Genomic DNA, 15,661 nt, shown 5'->3' on the forward strand with positions numbered 1-15,661 from the left:
CCTCGGGCAGACCAAGGGAGCGTCTCCTCCCGCTGCGTGAATGCGGTGTTAGACGCTGTTATCGTCCTCTATGAATTCACCTTCAAAATATGTACTTGAGCGTCTTATTTCTTCGATGTAATTCTTAATATTAGGCTATGTTAAACCTAGACCCGACAGTTTTAAAGGCATCATTCATTAAACCTTCCCATAATAATGGTGTTATAGTATTTACCGTCAGAAAGGATTTTGTCTTTTTTTAATATACCTTCTATTTTAAAGCCAAGCTTTTTATAAAGTTTAATGGCTTTATCATTTGTTTCTAAAACATTCAAAGTGATTTTTTTAATACCATTGGAGTCAGCCCAAGAAATAGATTCTTTTAAAAGATTTCCCCCTATACCGTATCCCCAAAAATCTTTTATTACGCATACTCCGAAATCTATTTTATGAGAGAATCTATTTAAATGATTTCCTTCGCATCTTGAAAACCCGACTATCCGATCATGAACTACCGCAACTAAAAATAAGTTCCTTCTATTTTCAGTATCTGTTTTAATAATTTGTTCAAAACCCGGTACATCTATGAACGACTCCCCTTTTTCTCTGTCTAAATTTTCTGTCTCTCCATCAATCTGTAATCTTAATTCAGACAAATCCTTTGCATCTCTCTCGATTGCAGATCTAACAGTATAATTTATCCCATTAACATAAAACTCTTGTTTGTTAATTATCATGATATCCCCCCCCATTCAAATTTAGTTGATTCAGAAAAATAAAACAAAGGAGAAGCGTTGTAATATTTCAATTTTCTGCAGTTCCCATCAAATACCATGCCCCCTTAATCGGGTTTTGATGTGGTTTATTTTCATTATGCACTCCATTGAATAGCTATCAGAATGTGTTTTATAGGTATTCCCAATTACATACCCGAATCACATCATACCTCTGCCGGATCGAGGGCCGTGAATATGGTGCTAGACGAAGTAGACTGTAGGCTTAGATTCCAAAAGCCTCTTTCATCAACCGATCTGGGAAGTTTTTAAGTTTTACTATAGGAGAATGATTATTCTTTTTGTTAAGGTCTAAAATATTCATTTCCCGCATAGGTAAATAATTTTCAATTAAAAATTCAGTCATCTTAACCATATCAGTCATAGATCCAAGTACACTTCGATCATATGTCTTTGTAAATTTCATTTTATTTGCTTTATCAACGTATTCGTTTATTTTTGAGTCTGGAATTCCCTCAGCTTGTAAATTATCTATTAGAGATTTAACAAATAACTGTTTGAAATTTTTAAAGTGTTCCTTCTTTATCCCAAACAACACAAAGCAATATCTTGTTTTATTATTCATTATGATAAGATTATTCTTTTTAGCCATTGCGGAATACATTGGCATGCCATTTGAAAAATTCATCATCTGTTTCAGTGTCTTGTTCTTCAACAAAAGAGCTGAGTTCAAACAGCTTCTTCGTACATGAAATTGTAATCATTTTTTTCAATCCTTTCCGGTCTATTACGTTTATCGTTCTTCGTACATTGGTTCGAATGTGCCGAGTGAGCAATTGTTGAGTGTAAGTTTCGCTTAATAGTAGATGATTCATAAGTGCATCCCATAGCTTAATCATATCGTTTACTGTAACAAATGCTCCTCCATCTGAACCGCCTTTTGCAGGTAATGAATAGATATTTGTCTTCCAAGTGCCATTAGGATAGTCAATATACCCTAGCGCAGTCCTTGACGGCAAGGCATCAAATTCAAAATATCCTGATTCCTCCATTCCTTCTTTTCTAAAAATATGTTCCTCAACGTATTTAACGAAGTTAAGTTGACTTGCTTGCTCGACAATTAAACCAAGCAAAATGTACCCTGCATTATTATCATGAAACCTTTCCCCCATATTACGTTTCATTGGTTTGTCTTGAAATAATGGCAAGAAATCTTTAAAGTTTCTTATTTGATACATCGGGGTTTCAACCCACAACTCTCCATAGTCTTCCATAACTTCCTCATCAAAGTAATCTGGTATTCCAGTAAAAAGCTTACAGCCCGAGAACCTTAAGCCCCAACGGGGCGGCCGCGACGCGGTTAGGTTCGCAGGGTTGTCCGCCTGAGCCCACTCCCGAAACACCTCTGGCGGACCAAGGGGCGTAAGCCCCTTAGCGTGAATACGGTGTTATAAGATGTTGGCGCCTTCTTGGAAAAACTAACAATTTTCTTTATTCCGTACTAATATTAAAATCCACTCCATATTGAACTAATCCTAATTTTTGTGCTACTTTCTGTGAACTCAAGTTATCCCATGAAGTACTGTAAAGAGGAATTAATCCTTGCCCAAATATTTCTTTGCTCCACCCATATACAACTTTCTGAGCAAGTCCTTTCCCCCTGAATTGATCAACCGTCATTAAGCTTGCCTCTGCTGCTTTACTTGTCTTGCGCGCACTGCAACAAACTGAAACTGCTTCGTTATTTACGATATACCCCACAATAGGAGATCGATCATCCAGTTCATTGATTAAGCCACCAAAGTGTTTGTTCAACAACTGTTTGTTAGACCCATCGATAACTGTAATCGCTTCTTCTGTATTCCTGATTTCATTTAGATTGAATCTATATGCAGGACCTATCCAAATGTCTTTTACTTTCTTGTATTTCCCAATGATCCCGCAAAGATCTATGATATTTATTGAATCAAAGATGTACGTATTGATCTCATCTATAGTTAATTGTGATATATCGTTTCTAAAGTAAGTAAAAATAGAATTTTTTGTTTTTCCAATAAAAATTGCCGGAGGACTAGTTTGAGATCTCTCATTAATTCTTATAATTCTGTTCTCTTTATTTAGCACATATAAAGTAGATGCTTGAATTTTCATTATTTCATTGTCATTGAAATCGATTCTTCTCACGCCTTTCAATATACACTTGCGCCTATTTCTTATAACGTTTCCGTGTTCATGACGTCCCACCACCCTAAAGGAACGAAGTGACTGGCCGCGATGCGGTTGGGTGGTTCGGATGCGTCCGCCTTCTTCGAGTAACCTTCAAAGTAATTCTTCATTCAAGTATTTATTCTTCATTAAGATGGTTCTAACCGTTGAAATTGTATTATTCCGTTTTGGAAGATGTGCAATTCTGTTTAGCAGAATCCATCGGAGGCAAGCAATAGCCTCAAATTTTTCTAGTTCATCCCCAGTGTAATTGTTCATCGCTAAAAATACAGAACGGTAAGTTGAACAATACCTTTCACTTACATAAATCCAAATTAAAATAATTGACCATGAAATATCATATCTTGGATCGCCAAGTTGGACGTTCGTCCAATCGATAATTGTATACTTTCCATCTGATTCAAGGATATTTCCCAAATTATAATCACCATGAATGAGACAATTTTGTTCCATCTTTGTACTTCCAACGAGTTGGATTAATAGTTCTTTTATATCTAACTGATCGTCAAGTCCTGGGAAGAAATAGTCTACAAAATCGTATCTAGGCATTGTTCTACTACCCAATATATCTGTCGGAAATTTATGTATCTCAGTTAATATATTTGCAATTTCAGTAAGTTTCAATTTATTCACTTTATTAATAGGTGTACCATCGAAACTGGTTAATAAAACTTGATTATTGTTTTCATCCACTCCCCAACCACACGGCTTTGAAACTGCAATTCCTCGATTATACAAACCCTTTAACAGATTATATTGAATTGATATATCTGGCTTTGAATCCCGATTCCATACTTTTAATACAAAATTAGATTCCGTCGTGCTGATCCTAAATACATCTGCTTCAAGTCCAGAATCCATTGGAATAATATTTTTTGGAACATCTTGTGCTAACAATGATTGGAAATCCTTACATCTTTCCTTCCAAATGATATTATGGATAAGATCCTTCATTATTTTCTCTACCTTTCGCGGGGATTTCCTATAACGTTCTTGTATTCACGAACCCGAAAACCTTAAGGGAGCGAATGCGACTAGGTCCGACGGACTTAGCCAGTGCAGGGTTGTCTGCTGAATCCACTTCACCGAAAATACTCTTGCAGACCAAGGGCCGCTAGGACCCTCCGCGTGAATATGTTGTTAGACGATGCCTGTGCCATCTCGAATGATTTCCATTTGCTCTCTTATCACTACAGCACATGCAACTATAGTCTTTCTTCACCATCGCTGTACTCAAACAGTTTTACATAATCAAAATTCGATGAACTTAGTAAATCATTAAGATATTTTTCTTGTTCCTCGATAGGAACATGATATGGTGGTGCTTGATCTTTTAGATTAGCAAACAATACCCACCCAACGTCTTCATTTGAAAACTTACATTTTCCTTCTAAATCTTTATTTGGGTACATTTCTACATATACTTGCTTTTCTTTATTCAAATTCCAATAAAAATATTTATAAACATATGGCAATCTCGCATTCAACATACCTTTATTGTTAGTTTTTGAGAACGTTCTATTAAGTGGTTCTAAAAATTTGTAAAGAGCATTCATTAGTGCCTTTTCATCCTTACTTGTGCATAAAAAACCATACTCAATCATTTTATTCATTATTAATCCCCCATAAAAAATGATTCATGCATTTAATAATCCGCCACACGGACGGAGCGGTCAACTGCGCAATTTTATATAACGGTCGGGCATTCCCGACACCCCACCACCTTAAGGTTGTCACGAACTCGAGGCAAAGCCCGAGATCCCAAACTGTCCGCAAAGCGAATATTATGTTATCCGACGGACCTCTTGAATAACTCCCAGATTAATTATTAGCATGTAGAAAATCGAATAGCTCTATATTCATTTCCTCTACTCCTTGTCCAAGCCATATTAGGTGTCCCCATGTATTAAGGATACAAAGTTTGGAATTCGAAATATTATTATGTGCATTATACGCATGCTCGATTGAAACAGCCCCATCATTTCGGCTATGCAGAATAAGAGTCGGGCACTTAATTGATTGCAAATCTGAGAGAGTGATATTACCTGTCTGTGATAAATCTATAAAAAATCCCTGCCCAGAGCGTTGGCGTTCTATCATTTTCTTAAACTTATTGATATCTTCATCACTAATATGGCTTTTTAATTTAGCATATGACAATTTACTAAAAGAAGGAGCCATCTGCTTAAAGATAAATTTTGGAAATATGTTACTCATAGATCTGAGTAACTTCCATGTATATTTCTCCAGTGAAGGGTGGAAAAGAATTTTGGCTGCTTTATATTCTTTATCTTTAGGTGTAAGCCATTCTTTAGATACAGCAGATAGTAACGTAAGGCTTTTTACACGCTCTCGGTATTTAGAAGTGAAATAAATCGCGCTAGGTCCACCTGCAGAAATTGCAATTACATGAACCTTGTCTAGCTTAAGATGATTTAAGAGCTCAATGTATGAATTGCAAGCCGTTGATAGGTTTAAGCCATTATTAGGAGATGTTTTCCCGTACCCTGGTCTAGAAGGTGTAAGTATCGAATATCCTTGTTGTTCTAACTCTGTATATCCAAATTCTTCATTACAATTTGAATGTCCACCGTGCATTACGAGAATGGGAATTCCTCCTTTATTAATAATTGAGTATTCAATTGACAATTCATCGTTTTTATATACTTCATTCGTTCTTTTCATATTTTGAATCACCTTCTTTATTCAACTGTTGGATTAATCTTTTAGATATATGTTTGCTTCGGTCTGTCGTATAACGTTCGTGCATTCACGACGCCTCACTGGCTTAAGATCCGCCTGAACCGGGTGCCTTCGCCACTTAGCCAGTGCAGGTGTGTCCGCCTGACATCACTCCCCCGAAATTTCTCGGGCGGACCAAGGGACGGCTTGTGCCGGCTCGCCGCGTGAATGCGGTGTTATATGAAGTCACATCCATCTTCGAATAGCATCCAAAATTATTTCCATAATCTCTTTACTTCTATTAATTCTTCTTCATGAAATTCCAGTCTGTATACATTTCATATTAACCTCCGTGAATACCTTCATATTATACTACTGCTGTGATTTCATATAACATATAACGTTTCAGCATCTACGACGCGACCCGGCCTTAGATAGCTCTTATCTTAGGCCGGGTCGTGATTTGTCTGAATATTCTTCTGTGCTTTATCACTAGGATGTCGGCAACATCCCAACATCTAATTCTATTCTATCCATCCTTTTCGTGTAGAAAGGATCGCTTTCACCAATCCTGTATGCTTCATATATAGAATCCCCTATTTCGTAAGTCACTCCGATTTTCTCCAAAACATCAGGACTAATTACAGTATGTGAGGATCCGGTATCAATAATCACATCAACTATTCTTAATACTCATCTACTATTTTTCTATTTCCTTCTTCATGATAATCAAGGATGGAAACCAGAACAAATTGGTCAGGGAACAGTTCTCTTACTTTTTGCCATTTCATTTGTTCTTCCTCCTTCTATTTCTTTTTAACGGCCTTTGTTTATTGTCTTCATTTTAGCAACAAAAGGTTCATGATAAACAAATTTCACCGCGATAAAATGTGAGTCATGCTTAGACAGAGTAGTAACCGTTGGACAAAATACCCACCTTTCATTGATTATAGCATCTGTTCATAATAACAGTAACGAAAAGAGGCCCTTCTTCCCTCGTTCAGGGGTTAAAGAGCCTCCGGTTCTTTCGGAGAATGATATCATATTTCTGTTATTCTTTAGATTACCAAAACGGGCTGCACAATAATAGCTGCGACCACTGCCTAACCTTCTCCAAACACTCCCCAATTTCCACAAGCTTCACCTCTGAAGACGCACGCTCTTTCCACTCCACCATGCCATCCGCCACCGACTTGCCGCACACAATCCGCAGCGGAATGCCGAACAAATCCGCATCCGCCAGCTTGACGCCTACGCGCTCATCGCGGTCATCCAGCAGTACGGTTACGCCAGCCTCCTGCAGTTCCGCGTACAGCCGCTCCGCCGCTTGCATCTGCTTCTCATCTTTAACAGCCACCGGGATAACATGCACGTGGAACGGTGCAATCGCCTGTGGCCAGATCAAGCCACGCTCGTCATGATGCTGCTCGACAATCGCAGCCATTAGGCGCGATACCCCGATGCCATAGCACCCCATCAGCAGCGGCTGCTCGCGGCCGTTCGGATCGAGGACGGTGGAGCCAAGCGCCGCGCTATATTTTGTATCGAGCTTGAATACGTGGCCGACCTCGATGCCGCGGTGGAACTGCAAGCGGCCGGATGTACCCCGCCCGCATCAGCAGCTGATGACTCGCCGCCTTGGCACCCGATGGCGCTTGCCGCAAAGTTGGGGATAGAAGTTGTGATTGACGCATTTTGCCCATTCCTCCTCTTTTCGTTAGGAAACCGCAGTTCATCCGACCTTCAAGACTTTTACCAATGCTTCCAACCTCTCCGCCAATACAAAAAAACGCACCCGCCCCAAGGGACGAATGCGTCGTGGTACCACCCTAATTTGACCGCCTGCACGAAGCAAGCGATCCTTATACACGGCATAACGACGTAACCCGGCAGTCAACAGCGCCCCGCCCGGGCAACGAGAACCGCAGCTGCAAAGGAAGAAGCAACCACCCGCACGAGGAGCCTTGCAGTCTGGGGCCCCCTCTCTGCGCATGCGTACGTACCGTGGCGCTCATGTCTTTGGTCTTCGCTTTTTCCCAAGCCGGGTTATTATTTCTCATGATTTGATGATTTTAAGCATAATAAACCACGCCCGATCAACCAGATCATCCTGATTGTAGATAACTTCGACCTTGCGTTTACATGATAATGCTTCTTAAGTTTTGTATATCATAATCATTTCAAATATAAACCAGCAAACAGAAATGAGAATCGGCACCTGCCAATACTTTATGTCCGAAGAAGTGGAATATATATCCTTGGAGTGGTTTCGAGGCCGTTCAATCTTATCAATCTTCCGCAGCAGGAGCAAGCATAGATATAGCGCGGGGATGGACGCTGCTCCTGAGAACCCTAACAAAATATAGTCAGGAGAACCAGATGGTGAAGATATACTCTTCACCAAGTCCCCGCCTTGCATATACGATCCGATTACATACAATATGTTCGTCGCCATATGAATAACGATCCCCGGCCAGATTGACCGAGCGTAGAGCACGATCAGGGCCGATACCCAGGCGGCGAAGAACAGTTCCAGCAGCCGATATGGATTATCGTGAAAGAGTGCGAACAAGACGGAACTCATCGCCGCGGCGAACCATCTTCCCTTTTGTTCGTATCCGGTCAACAGCACACCTCTGAACAACAGTTCCTCACATATCGGAGGAATTACGCCAATCGCTACAATGAGCAGAAACAGAGACGTGATGTCGGTTGCAATCGGATAAATGGATACCTGATACGTTCTCCCAAGCGCTGCTGATATTATTTCTGTCGCTTGATGAATAAACAACATGACAATTTGACTGACCGCATAAATCAGTATACTTAGCAGCATCGTGCACCAAGTCACCTTACGGAATTTGAATACGGACACCCATGATAGCTTCTTGCTGCTCTTCAATACAATAGAAGGAATCACATTCAAACCGATTTGTGCGAACGCTACATAGAGCAGAAAAAAGCCTAAATTAGCATATAGCTGCTGTTTATCTGGAAATATAAAGGTAGACAGCACATTTCCTGTTATATAGGAAACAAGAAACAGCCAGCCCGCATGTATTGCATTCATTCCTTTGGTCATTCCTCTCTCCTTATCATCTTTTGTGCTATATGTTGCGGTGACAAAAGCTTTCCATGATACCTCATTTTCATTCCATGCTTTTCTATGTTTAGTTGTATAAGTGTCATAATTGCGTGCTTAGTAGAACAATAACGCCGCATATTCATCGACAAAGTCAACCTTAATGCGCCCATTTGTATTGTTTGGCACCACTTGCTTCGATTTACTTTACATTTTTCTATTCTTATTCACCTGAAATTCTAATAGATATAGGTCCAATTGTAAAATGAGTTGGTCAGAAATCATTTTTATGGATTTTTATGTAACCCGACTATAAATTCACAACACAAAAATGACACCTGTCAAGGCGTCTTTTAAATGATACCTATGGCACATTTACTAAAGAACTGTTGCTGTATACTGTCGGTATTATCCAAGGAGGGTCCGCGGAAACCATATTTGTTGTCAATGTGGTTCTTAAGAGGAGCAGAAAAACCACAAATAAAAGAATCGGTGCTTTCGAAGATAGCTTTTTCATTTCAACCAATCCTTTCTCCATATACTTCACAGTGCTTATGATGAAACAATCAAAGGATTCCTCTGCACGCTTCTTTAGAAGAAACAAATTCCCCTTAACACGATACAAATAGGCCAGTCTTTCATGTTTTGGATATTTTTTTAATTTCCTAAGCGAAGTAACACATCTGTCCGAATGTAAACCAAACAGCTATAAAATTGATTTTCACTTAGAAACACATATATTGAATCAGCACACCGAGCTCCTCCTTACCAGTTATCGTTCGAAAATGACCGATTATCGAAAATCCATTTACAATAAGTCTCATGGTTTTTATAGTGAATACGGATGAAAGGAATGAAGCGCAGTGAAATTTGAAGTATCGATTGAACCATCTTGCAAAGAGCCGAAAATTATCATCCTAACCGACAAAATAACGGATGAAATAACTGATATCATGAAGCTGCTTTCAGAATCCTCTACCGATTCATTAGCGGTGTTTTCGGAAAGAGGCGTTATCATCGTGGAATGCAGAAAAATCGTCAGAATTTATACGGAGAGGAAAAAGGTTTTTGTTCAGACTCCTCATGGTACGTATACGGTTCGATCAAGATTATATGAGCTTGAAGAAAAACTGAACAGTCAATTATTTGTCCGTATTTCAAATTCGGAAATCATTAATATTAAAATGATTATCAATATGGACATAAGTATTACCGGGACAATTGGGATCCTGTTAAGGGGTGACATTAAAACATATGCATCTCGCCGATACGTCTCAAAAATTAAAAAATTGTTATTAGGATGAGGTGATCAACATGTTGAAAAAACTATTGAGTCGAGCTGCTGGAGGATTTGCATATGGTGTGTTAGTCGGACAAGTGGTGCAAATTATCATCTCCCTCTCTTTGGGAGAAGGGAAGTTTATGCCAGTAATCTCAGACTTTCGATCGTTATTTGAAAATGAGACTACAGCTGTAATAGCACAAATGATATTGACAGGTATTATTGGTGTGGCTTTTGCTACGAGTTCTGTTGTTTTTGACATTCCAAAATGGAGCTTACTGAAGCAATACGTCGTACACTTTTGCATAACAGCGATTGTGTGGGTGCCGATTGTTATTATTTGCTGGATGCCAAAAACGTACAAGAGCATCATCATTCTTGGTGTCAATTTTTTAGGGACGTATTTGATTACATGGTTCATCCAATACACGATTTCCAAAAAGGATATCCAAGAAATTAATGCTGCTATAAAGGCTGAAAAATGATGAAAAGGCAGGCGATAAATCGATGTCAATTGAAATAAAGGAACTGACGAAGCAGTATCAATCAAGAAAGGCGGTCGATCATTTCACTCTCTCGATTCATACAGGTGAATTTTTTGCACTGCTTGGACAAAATGGTGCAGGCAAAACGACAACTATTAAGATGCTTTCTTGTTTACTAACACCGACAAGTGGAGATGCACTACTACTTGGTGATAGTATTGTGACAAATTCAAAGGCTGTGAAGCAAAAAATCAATGTGTCACCGCAGGAAACGGCCGTTGCACCGAGTCTTTCTGTAAAGGAAAACCTTGAGTTTCTTGCAAGAATCTATGGCAGCAATAAGCAACAATCACAAATGAAGGCTGTTGAGATGATGAAAGAGTTTGGTCTAACAGAACGAGCAAAGAACAAAGCGAAAACATTGTCAGGCGGTATGCAACGACGTCTAAGTATTGCCATGGCACTCATTTCCAATCCTGAAATACTCTTTTTAGATGAGCCAACACTTGGACTTGATGTTCGTTCAAGACGTGAACTATGGAAAGTGTTAAGCGGACTTAAAGGAAAGATTACGATTATTTTAACAACGCACTATTTGGAAGAAGCAGAAGCACTGGCTGACCGAATCGGTATTATGCACGGTGGGGAATTACATGCGCTTGGCACGGTGGATGAGTTGAAGGAAACAACAGGACAATCTAATCTTGAAGATGTATTCCTTACACTGACTGAGGAGGAGAGCGGTGTATGAGATATTTCGCATTTGCTTCACGTAATCGTAAAGAGATTTTTCGAGATCCGTTGAATCTCCTATTCGTTGGACTGCCTGTTGTTATGATGTGGCTCTTTTCAATCATGCAGAAAAATATGCCGTTTGACCTTTATAATATTGAAAAATTAACGCCGGGTATTATCGTTTTTAGTTTTTCTTTTATTACGTTATTTTCAGGTATGCTGATTGGTCGAGATCGAAGCAGTTCGTTCTTAATGCGAATCTTTGCTTCTCCAATGTCGGCATCTGATTATATTGTTGGCTATGCATTTCCGCTATTACCGGTTGCCACCCTACAAATTATCGTTTGCTTTATTACAGCATTTTTCTTTGGCTTATCTTTTAATGCGAATGTACTTCTTACAATCGTTGTACTGATTATCATTGCAATGCTTTATATTGGATTAGGTCTGCTGCTTGGCACTTACTTCACAGACAAGCAAGTTGGTGGGATTTTTGCCATCTTCGTCAATATTACAATATGGTTAAGTGGCACATGGTTTGCACTAGACATGATTGGCGGAGTGTTTAAAACAATTGCGTATGCGCTCCCATTTGCTCATGCGGTTGATGCAACACGAGCTGCTCTTGCCGGAGAATACGGTGATCTTGTGTTACCACTATTATGTGTGATTGGCTATACAGTTGTCATATTTGTCATTGCGGTTACTGGTTTCAAGAAGAAAATGAAAAGCTAATTTTGATGTATGCCAGCTTACAAGCAACAATGTAGTTGTTTTTTAAACAAGTTAAAGATCGCGCTTTAGTTTAAGAATGACCATTAAAAATGATTACACTTTTTTATGAAAATATATATTAAATCACAAGAAAAGAAACCATTCTGATCAATCTTTGAACTGTAACCCGTAGGATGGACACTCTGAAAAAAGTGCCTCTGCCATACGGGTTTCTTTGCGTCTAAACGTAAACCTAACTAATATATGAAACGTTGGGGTGCCATAAATACCTCACACGGAGAAGAACTGTATTGTGGAAAGACCGGCCAACGCCTAATGAATCCGATCATTGGTTTCCAGCTTGTCCAAGATGTCGGCAACAGACCGTGAAATCCTGTTGCATGGCGTGAATGGGCAGGAATATGCGCCCGTTCAACGGGAAAGCCGGAGACATTGCCCGCGCCTCCGGCTTTCCTACTTTTTAACGCCTGTACTGATACATCAGGTAGATGGTAAGACCCGCCGCCGCAAGCAGGTATACTGCTCCGCCGATCAGGAACGGCAGGACGGTACTGTATTGCGCTACGAAGAAATCAGCCTTTCATTTTTTTCTTGAAAAGGATAACCGCAATGATAAAAATAATGGCGGCGTATCCCAGCACCCACCAAACGTGTGAAAGAATAGATGAATAATTTCCAAAGAGTGCAGACTTTACCAAGTCTACGGAGTGAGCAAACGGAAGTGCATAGCATACCGTCTTAAACGCACCACCTACCGTGTCCAGAGGGAACAGTGCGCCACTAAGCCATAAAGCCCCATTGGTGAGAATCGCACCAGCGCCGTTCATCTGATTACTCGAAAGAACACTTCCCATCAGCAAGCCGATACTTATAAAAAGTAAAGAAACGGGAATGAGTGCAATGATAGCAATCAGAATATTTACACTGACAGACAGGCCAACGATAATGGCAGTAAGAAAGCAAACGGCACATTGGAACATTGCAAACGGCAAAAGCGGAAATGAATACCCCATAATATAGTCAAATCCAGTTAACGGGGATGCAAACAATCGCATTAAATAGGAACTGCTTCTGTCACCTGCCATAAGCATCCCCGAGAACAAAGCAATAAAAGATAATCCAAAAACCGCCATACCCGGTGCAAAATTTTCAATTGCAAATACGTCAGACATTCCCGGAATACTCTGCTTCATGAATGAAAGCAATAGTATCAGAACGACAGGAAATCCGATACCGAAAATCATACTTAGAGGGTCTCTTAAAATTTCCTTGCGATTACGTGTTGCAAAAGCTACAAAACTCATTTCTCTGCCTCCTTATCTGCAAACGAAAGAAAGGCATCTTCAAAGGTTGCCGTTCCGGTTGCGCTTATAATTTCTTCAGCAGTACCAATAATTCGCATTTTTCCGCGAGTCATTATCCCGATTCTGTCCGCCAAAGCCTCAGCTTCTTCAAGATAGTGGGTGGTCAAAATAATGGTGATTTTGCCTTTCAATTCACTGATTGTTTTCCACAAATCTCTCCTTGCATGAACATCAAGTCCAAGTGTAGGCTCGTCAAGAAACAGAATCTGCGGATTTGTTATGAGCGCCATAGCGATACTTAGCTTGCGCTGCGTACCGCCTGATAATGACTTTGCCCTTTCTTTTGCTCGATCTGTTAATCGAAAAGTTGCAAGCATTTCATCTGCTTTTTTTGTTGCTTCCTGCACACTTTTCCCATAAATTCTTGCAATCAATTCCAGATTTTCTTTTACGGTTAATTTTGAAGCTATCGCCGTTTCCTGCGGGGAAACATTAATTATTTGTTTTACTGCATTTGAATTTTTAATAACGCTGTTACCCATCATCAAAGCATCTCCGCTTGTCGGCACAAGCAGACAGGATAACATTTTAATCGCTGTTGTTTTACCGGCACCGTTAGTCCCAAGTAGCGCAAAAAACTCACCTTGTTCAATAGACAGATTAAGTGAATCCACTGCTGTCCTTTCATTAAATTTTTTCGTAAGATTGGTTATCGCTATTCCGCTCATCCTTTTTCCTCCCTACCTTGAGTGCCAAAAACTTTGTTGGCTAACTCCGTAAACATATCACCCTTTACAATTGCTATGCCTTGTGCTTCATCACCAAGAAGAAGCAGGGTGTCACCGGGGTCTATACCAAACATTTCCCGTGCTTCTTTTGGGATAACGATTTGCCCTTTTTCTCCAACTTTTGCCGTCCAAGCATATTTGCCGCCTTTAGGTTCTCTCATGGTTGTATTCCTCCGGAAGTAAGTTTAGTTATTTTAGTATGTCTAGTATACTTTGTATAACAAATCATACCGTTTGAAAAATGAAAAGTCAATAGCAGATTTTTGCCCGGCCGGCCAGTTTTCTACGAGTTGGTGACGATAAGCAGGCTCTCGGTGGAACGGCACTTCTCATCACCGGCTGGGAGAACAGGAAAGCCCTCCCCGTCAGCGGAACCCTGAATTGATCCATTGCCCGGTCAATATCTGCCGATCATCGATGGCGCTATAAACGAGGCAGTCAAAATGAAAAAACGGAGAAAACGCAATAGCGGCTTCCTCCGTTTTTTCTTTCCATTAACCCCTGTGTCTAATGTGGAGCCTAAATAGTGAGATATAAAAGAGAACGTTGTATTTATAATGGTTTTGTGCATTTATGTAGAAACGATTTTTTTTAATGTTATTGATAGGGGGATAATCATGGTCTATATCGCACTGCTTCGGGGAATCAATGTTGGTGGAAAAAATAAAATTGACATGAAGTTGCTTAAAAAAGCTTTTGAACGAGTGGGTATGAACTCTGTAGTGCTTCCGGACTCATGGACAAACGACCAATAGATGAAAAGTGATGTGCTGTTTTTATGGGATGATGTCAATGATGAGTCAGTGCTTGATAAGCTGGTCATCAAACCAGAAATCGATACGGTGAAATATGTTACTGGAGCGATTCTATGGTCGGTTGACAGAAAAAATGTTACCAAGAGCGGTATGATGAAACTTGCTGGGTCAACGATATATCAACAAATGACAGTCAGGAATGTAAATACAACTCGCAAAATAAACGAACTTATGCAAGTTCAAGCTGCAGAGAAGTAAGTCATTTACGATATGCCTCAGGCATAGGGCAATCGTGGTAGTTGTGTCCAAATCGTTTTCTTTCTGGCTTTTTTCTAAGTTCCTGTACCATCAAAGCTGACACCACCCACATAGTAGATGGGTATTTGTGTAAATGACGGATTGTCAAGCCAAGTGCGACACTTCTTCCATGAAGGCTTCGTGAGCCGATCTCCAGCTAAGACACTTCCTAGGTCGATGGTTAATCAGACGAATGGCGTGAGCCAGTTCATCATCCGTGACCGTAGCAAAATCAGGGCCCTTTGGGAAAAACTCTCGTAAGAGGTCATTACCATTTTCATTGGCGCCACGTTGCCATGACGAGCAGGGATCAGCGAAGTACACCTTAAATCCAAGGTGCTGCTCCAAGGCATGGTAGCAAGCGAATTCTTTGCCTCGATCTAGTGTAGCACTTTGAAAGGCAGCCTTTGGATACTGGCTTGCCACAACACCCCACGCCACCTCCATAGAGTACGCCGTGCGATCCGGTATTTTTAGTGCCACGTACATCCGCGTTTTACGCTCAATGAAAGTTGCTACGCAGGCCTTACTTTTCCCTCGACTGGAGACGACCGTGTCGAGCTCCCAGTGGCCAAAG

Annotated in this window: 18 protein-coding genes and 2 pseudogenes; 6 read left to right on the forward strand and 14 right to left on the reverse strand. The window is 40.2% G+C overall.

Going from position 1 to position 15,661, the window contains the following annotated elements; genetic code table 11:
- Positions 1–170 precede the first annotated feature (170 nt).
- The 10 genes and pseudogenes from M3650_RS26985 to M3650_RS27025 form a co-directional block, all read right to left on the reverse strand.
- On the reverse strand, positions 171–716 hold the full coding sequence (locus M3650_RS26985; protein WP_251579244.1) for a GNAT family N-acetyltransferase: 546 nt from the start codon (positions 714–716) through the stop codon (positions 171–173).
- Positions 717–978: 262 nt separating this feature from the next.
- On the reverse strand, positions 979–1,383 hold the full coding sequence (locus tag M3650_RS26990) for a DUF6933 domain-containing protein (protein WP_251579246.1): 405 nt from the start codon (positions 1,381–1,383) through the stop codon (positions 979–981).
- 139 nt (positions 1,384–1,522) lie between these two features.
- A pseudogene (locus tag M3650_RS26995) lies at positions 1,523–2,020 on the reverse strand (serine hydrolase domain-containing protein); the annotation flags it as partial.
- 184 nt (positions 2,021–2,204) lie between these two features.
- On the reverse strand, positions 2,205–2,864 hold the full coding sequence (locus M3650_RS27000) for a GNAT family N-acetyltransferase (protein ID WP_251579248.1): 660 nt from the start codon (positions 2,862–2,864) through the stop codon (positions 2,205–2,207).
- A gap of 168 nt (positions 2,865–3,032) precedes the next feature.
- Positions 3,033–3,836, reverse strand: coding sequence for an aminoglycoside phosphotransferase family protein (locus M3650_RS27005; RefSeq protein WP_251579249.1), 804 nt, complete (start codon positions 3,834–3,836; stop codon positions 3,033–3,035).
- A 308-nt stretch (positions 3,837–4,144) separates the two neighbouring features.
- A complete protein-coding gene (locus M3650_RS27010) occupies positions 4,145–4,552 on the reverse strand; it encodes a hypothetical protein (protein WP_251579250.1) in 408 nt (135 codons plus the stop codon).
- A 208-nt stretch (positions 4,553–4,760) separates the two neighbouring features.
- Positions 4,761–5,624, reverse strand: coding sequence for an alpha/beta fold hydrolase (locus M3650_RS27015; RefSeq protein WP_251579251.1), 864 nt, complete (start codon positions 5,622–5,624; stop codon positions 4,761–4,763).
- 489 nt (positions 5,625–6,113) lie between these two features.
- On the reverse strand, positions 6,114–6,296 hold the full coding sequence (locus M3650_RS32790) for an aspartyl protease family protein (RefSeq protein ID WP_369011157.1): 183 nt from the start codon (positions 6,294–6,296) through the stop codon (positions 6,114–6,116).
- Positions 6,297–6,684: 388 nt separating this feature from the next.
- Positions 6,685–7,212 (reverse strand): His/Gly/Thr/Pro-type tRNA ligase C-terminal domain-containing protein, encoded by a 528-nt coding sequence (locus tag M3650_RS27020; RefSeq protein WP_483311795.1) that lies wholly within the window; start codon positions 7,210–7,212, stop codon positions 6,685–6,687.
- A gap of 564 nt (positions 7,213–7,776) precedes the next feature.
- A complete protein-coding gene (locus tag M3650_RS27025) occupies positions 7,777–8,703 on the reverse strand; it encodes a type II CAAX endopeptidase family protein (RefSeq protein ID WP_251579252.1) in 927 nt (308 codons plus the stop codon).
- A gap of 863 nt (positions 8,704–9,566) precedes the next feature.
- Between M3650_RS27025 and M3650_RS27030 the strand changes: the two genes are divergently transcribed.
- The 5 genes from M3650_RS27030 (at position 9,567) to M3650_RS27050 (ending at position 12,535) form a co-directional block, all read left to right on the forward strand.
- A complete protein-coding gene (locus tag M3650_RS27030) occupies positions 9,567–10,007 on the forward strand; it encodes a LytTR family DNA-binding domain-containing protein (RefSeq protein ID WP_251579253.1) in 441 nt (146 codons plus the stop codon).
- Positions 10,008–10,017: 10 nt separating this feature from the next.
- Positions 10,018–10,470 carry a DUF3021 domain-containing protein gene (locus tag M3650_RS27035; protein ID WP_251579254.1) on the forward strand — a complete coding sequence of 151 codons (453 nt, stop codon included), beginning with the start codon at positions 10,018–10,020 and terminating at the stop codon, positions 10,468–10,470.
- Positions 10,471–10,492: 22 nt separating this feature from the next.
- Positions 10,493–11,221, forward strand: a complete 729-nt coding sequence (locus M3650_RS27040; protein ID WP_251579255.1) for an ABC transporter ATP-binding protein — start codon at positions 10,493–10,495, stop codon at positions 11,219–11,221.
- Positions 11,218–11,940, forward strand: coding sequence for an ABC transporter permease (locus tag M3650_RS27045; protein ID WP_251579257.1), 723 nt, complete (start codon positions 11,218–11,220; stop codon positions 11,938–11,940). Before M3650_RS27040 ends, M3650_RS27045 begins: the two co-directional genes overlap by 4 nt.
- A 349-nt stretch (positions 11,941–12,289) precedes the next feature.
- Complete coding sequence (locus M3650_RS27050; RefSeq protein ID WP_251579258.1) at positions 12,290–12,535, forward strand: hypothetical protein; 246 nt, start codon at positions 12,290–12,292, stop codon at positions 12,533–12,535.
- Here the strand turns inward: M3650_RS27050 and M3650_RS27055 are convergent.
- Genes M3650_RS27055 through M3650_RS27065 form a run of 3 tightly spaced genes read right to left on the reverse strand, consistent with a single transcriptional unit; the run spans position 12,513 to position 14,193 of the window.
- Complete coding sequence (locus M3650_RS27055; protein ID WP_251579259.1) at positions 12,513–13,244, reverse strand: ABC transporter permease; 732 nt, start codon at positions 13,242–13,244, stop codon at positions 12,513–12,515. The two genes, M3650_RS27050 and M3650_RS27055, sit on opposite strands and share 23 nt — an antisense overlap.
- Positions 13,241–13,972 (reverse strand): ABC transporter ATP-binding protein, encoded by a 732-nt coding sequence (locus M3650_RS27060; RefSeq protein WP_251579260.1) that lies wholly within the window; start codon positions 13,970–13,972, stop codon positions 13,241–13,243. The genes M3650_RS27055 and M3650_RS27060 overlap by 4 nt, the downstream gene beginning before the upstream one ends.
- Positions 13,969–14,193 carry an AbrB/MazE/SpoVT family DNA-binding domain-containing protein gene (locus M3650_RS27065; protein WP_251579261.1) on the reverse strand — a complete coding sequence of 75 codons (225 nt, stop codon included), beginning with the start codon at positions 14,191–14,193 and terminating at the stop codon, positions 13,969–13,971. The genes M3650_RS27060 and M3650_RS27065 overlap by 4 nt, the downstream gene beginning before the upstream one ends.
- Positions 14,194–14,649: 456 nt before the next feature.
- On the opposite strand from M3650_RS27065, the pseudogene M3650_RS27070 reads away from it, so the two are divergent.
- A pseudogene (locus M3650_RS27070) lies at positions 14,650–15,045 on the forward strand (DUF1697 domain-containing protein).
- 144 nt (positions 15,046–15,189) lie between these two features.
- Here the strand turns inward: M3650_RS27070 and M3650_RS27075 are convergent.
- The coding region (locus tag M3650_RS27075) for an IS30 family transposase (RefSeq protein WP_251579262.1) at positions 15,190–15,661 on the reverse strand (472 nt) is incomplete at its 5' end.

Source organism: Paenibacillus sp. MER TA 81-3, from assembly GCF_023713585.1.
GTDB classification, from domain to species: Bacteria; Bacillota; Bacilli; order Paenibacillales; family Paenibacillaceae; genus Paenibacillus_B; species Paenibacillus_B profundus.

Excerpts from the sequence above, each read along its gene's own strand:
- M3650_RS27065 (WP_251579261.1), bottom strand. The coding sequence starts at position 14,193 with ATGAGAGAACCTAAAGGCGGCAAATATGCTTGGACGGCAAAAGTTGGA.
- M3650_RS26990 (WP_251579246.1), bottom strand. The coding sequence starts at position 1,383 with ATGCCAATGTATTCCGCAATGGCTAAAAAGAATAATCTTATCATAATG.
- M3650_RS27010 (WP_251579250.1), bottom strand. The coding sequence starts at position 4,552 with ATGAATAAAATGATTGAGTATGGTTTTTTATGCACAAGTAAGGATGAA.
- M3650_RS27050 (WP_251579258.1), top strand. The coding sequence starts at position 12,290 with ATGTCGGCAACAGACCGTGAAATCCTGTTGCATGGCGTGAATGGGCAG.
- M3650_RS27045 (WP_251579257.1), top strand. The coding sequence starts at position 11,218 with ATGAGATATTTCGCATTTGCTTCACGTAATCGTAAAGAGATTTTTCGA.
- M3650_RS27015 (WP_251579251.1), bottom strand. The coding sequence starts at position 5,624 with ATGAAAAGAACGAATGAAGTATATAAAAACGATGAATTGTCAATTGAA.
- M3650_RS27025 (WP_251579252.1), bottom strand. The coding sequence starts at position 8,703 with ATGACCAAAGGAATGAATGCAATACATGCGGGCTGGCTGTTTCTTGTT.
- M3650_RS27055 (WP_251579259.1), bottom strand. The coding sequence starts at position 13,244 with ATGAGTTTTGTAGCTTTTGCAACACGTAATCGCAAGGAAATTTTAAGA.
- M3650_RS26985 (WP_251579244.1), bottom strand. The coding sequence starts at position 716 with ATGATAATTAACAAACAAGAGTTTTATGTTAATGGGATAAATTATACT.
- M3650_RS27000 (WP_251579248.1), bottom strand. The coding sequence starts at position 2,864 with ATGAAAATTCAAGCATCTACTTTATATGTGCTAAATAAAGAGAACAGA.
- M3650_RS27035 (WP_251579254.1), top strand. The coding sequence starts at position 10,018 with ATGTTGAAAAAACTATTGAGTCGAGCTGCTGGAGGATTTGCATATGGT.
- M3650_RS27060 (WP_251579260.1), bottom strand. The coding sequence starts at position 13,972 with ATGAGCGGAATAGCGATAACCAATCTTACGAAAAAATTTAATGAAAGG.
- M3650_RS27040 (WP_251579255.1), top strand. The coding sequence starts at position 10,493 with ATGTCAATTGAAATAAAGGAACTGACGAAGCAGTATCAATCAAGAAAG.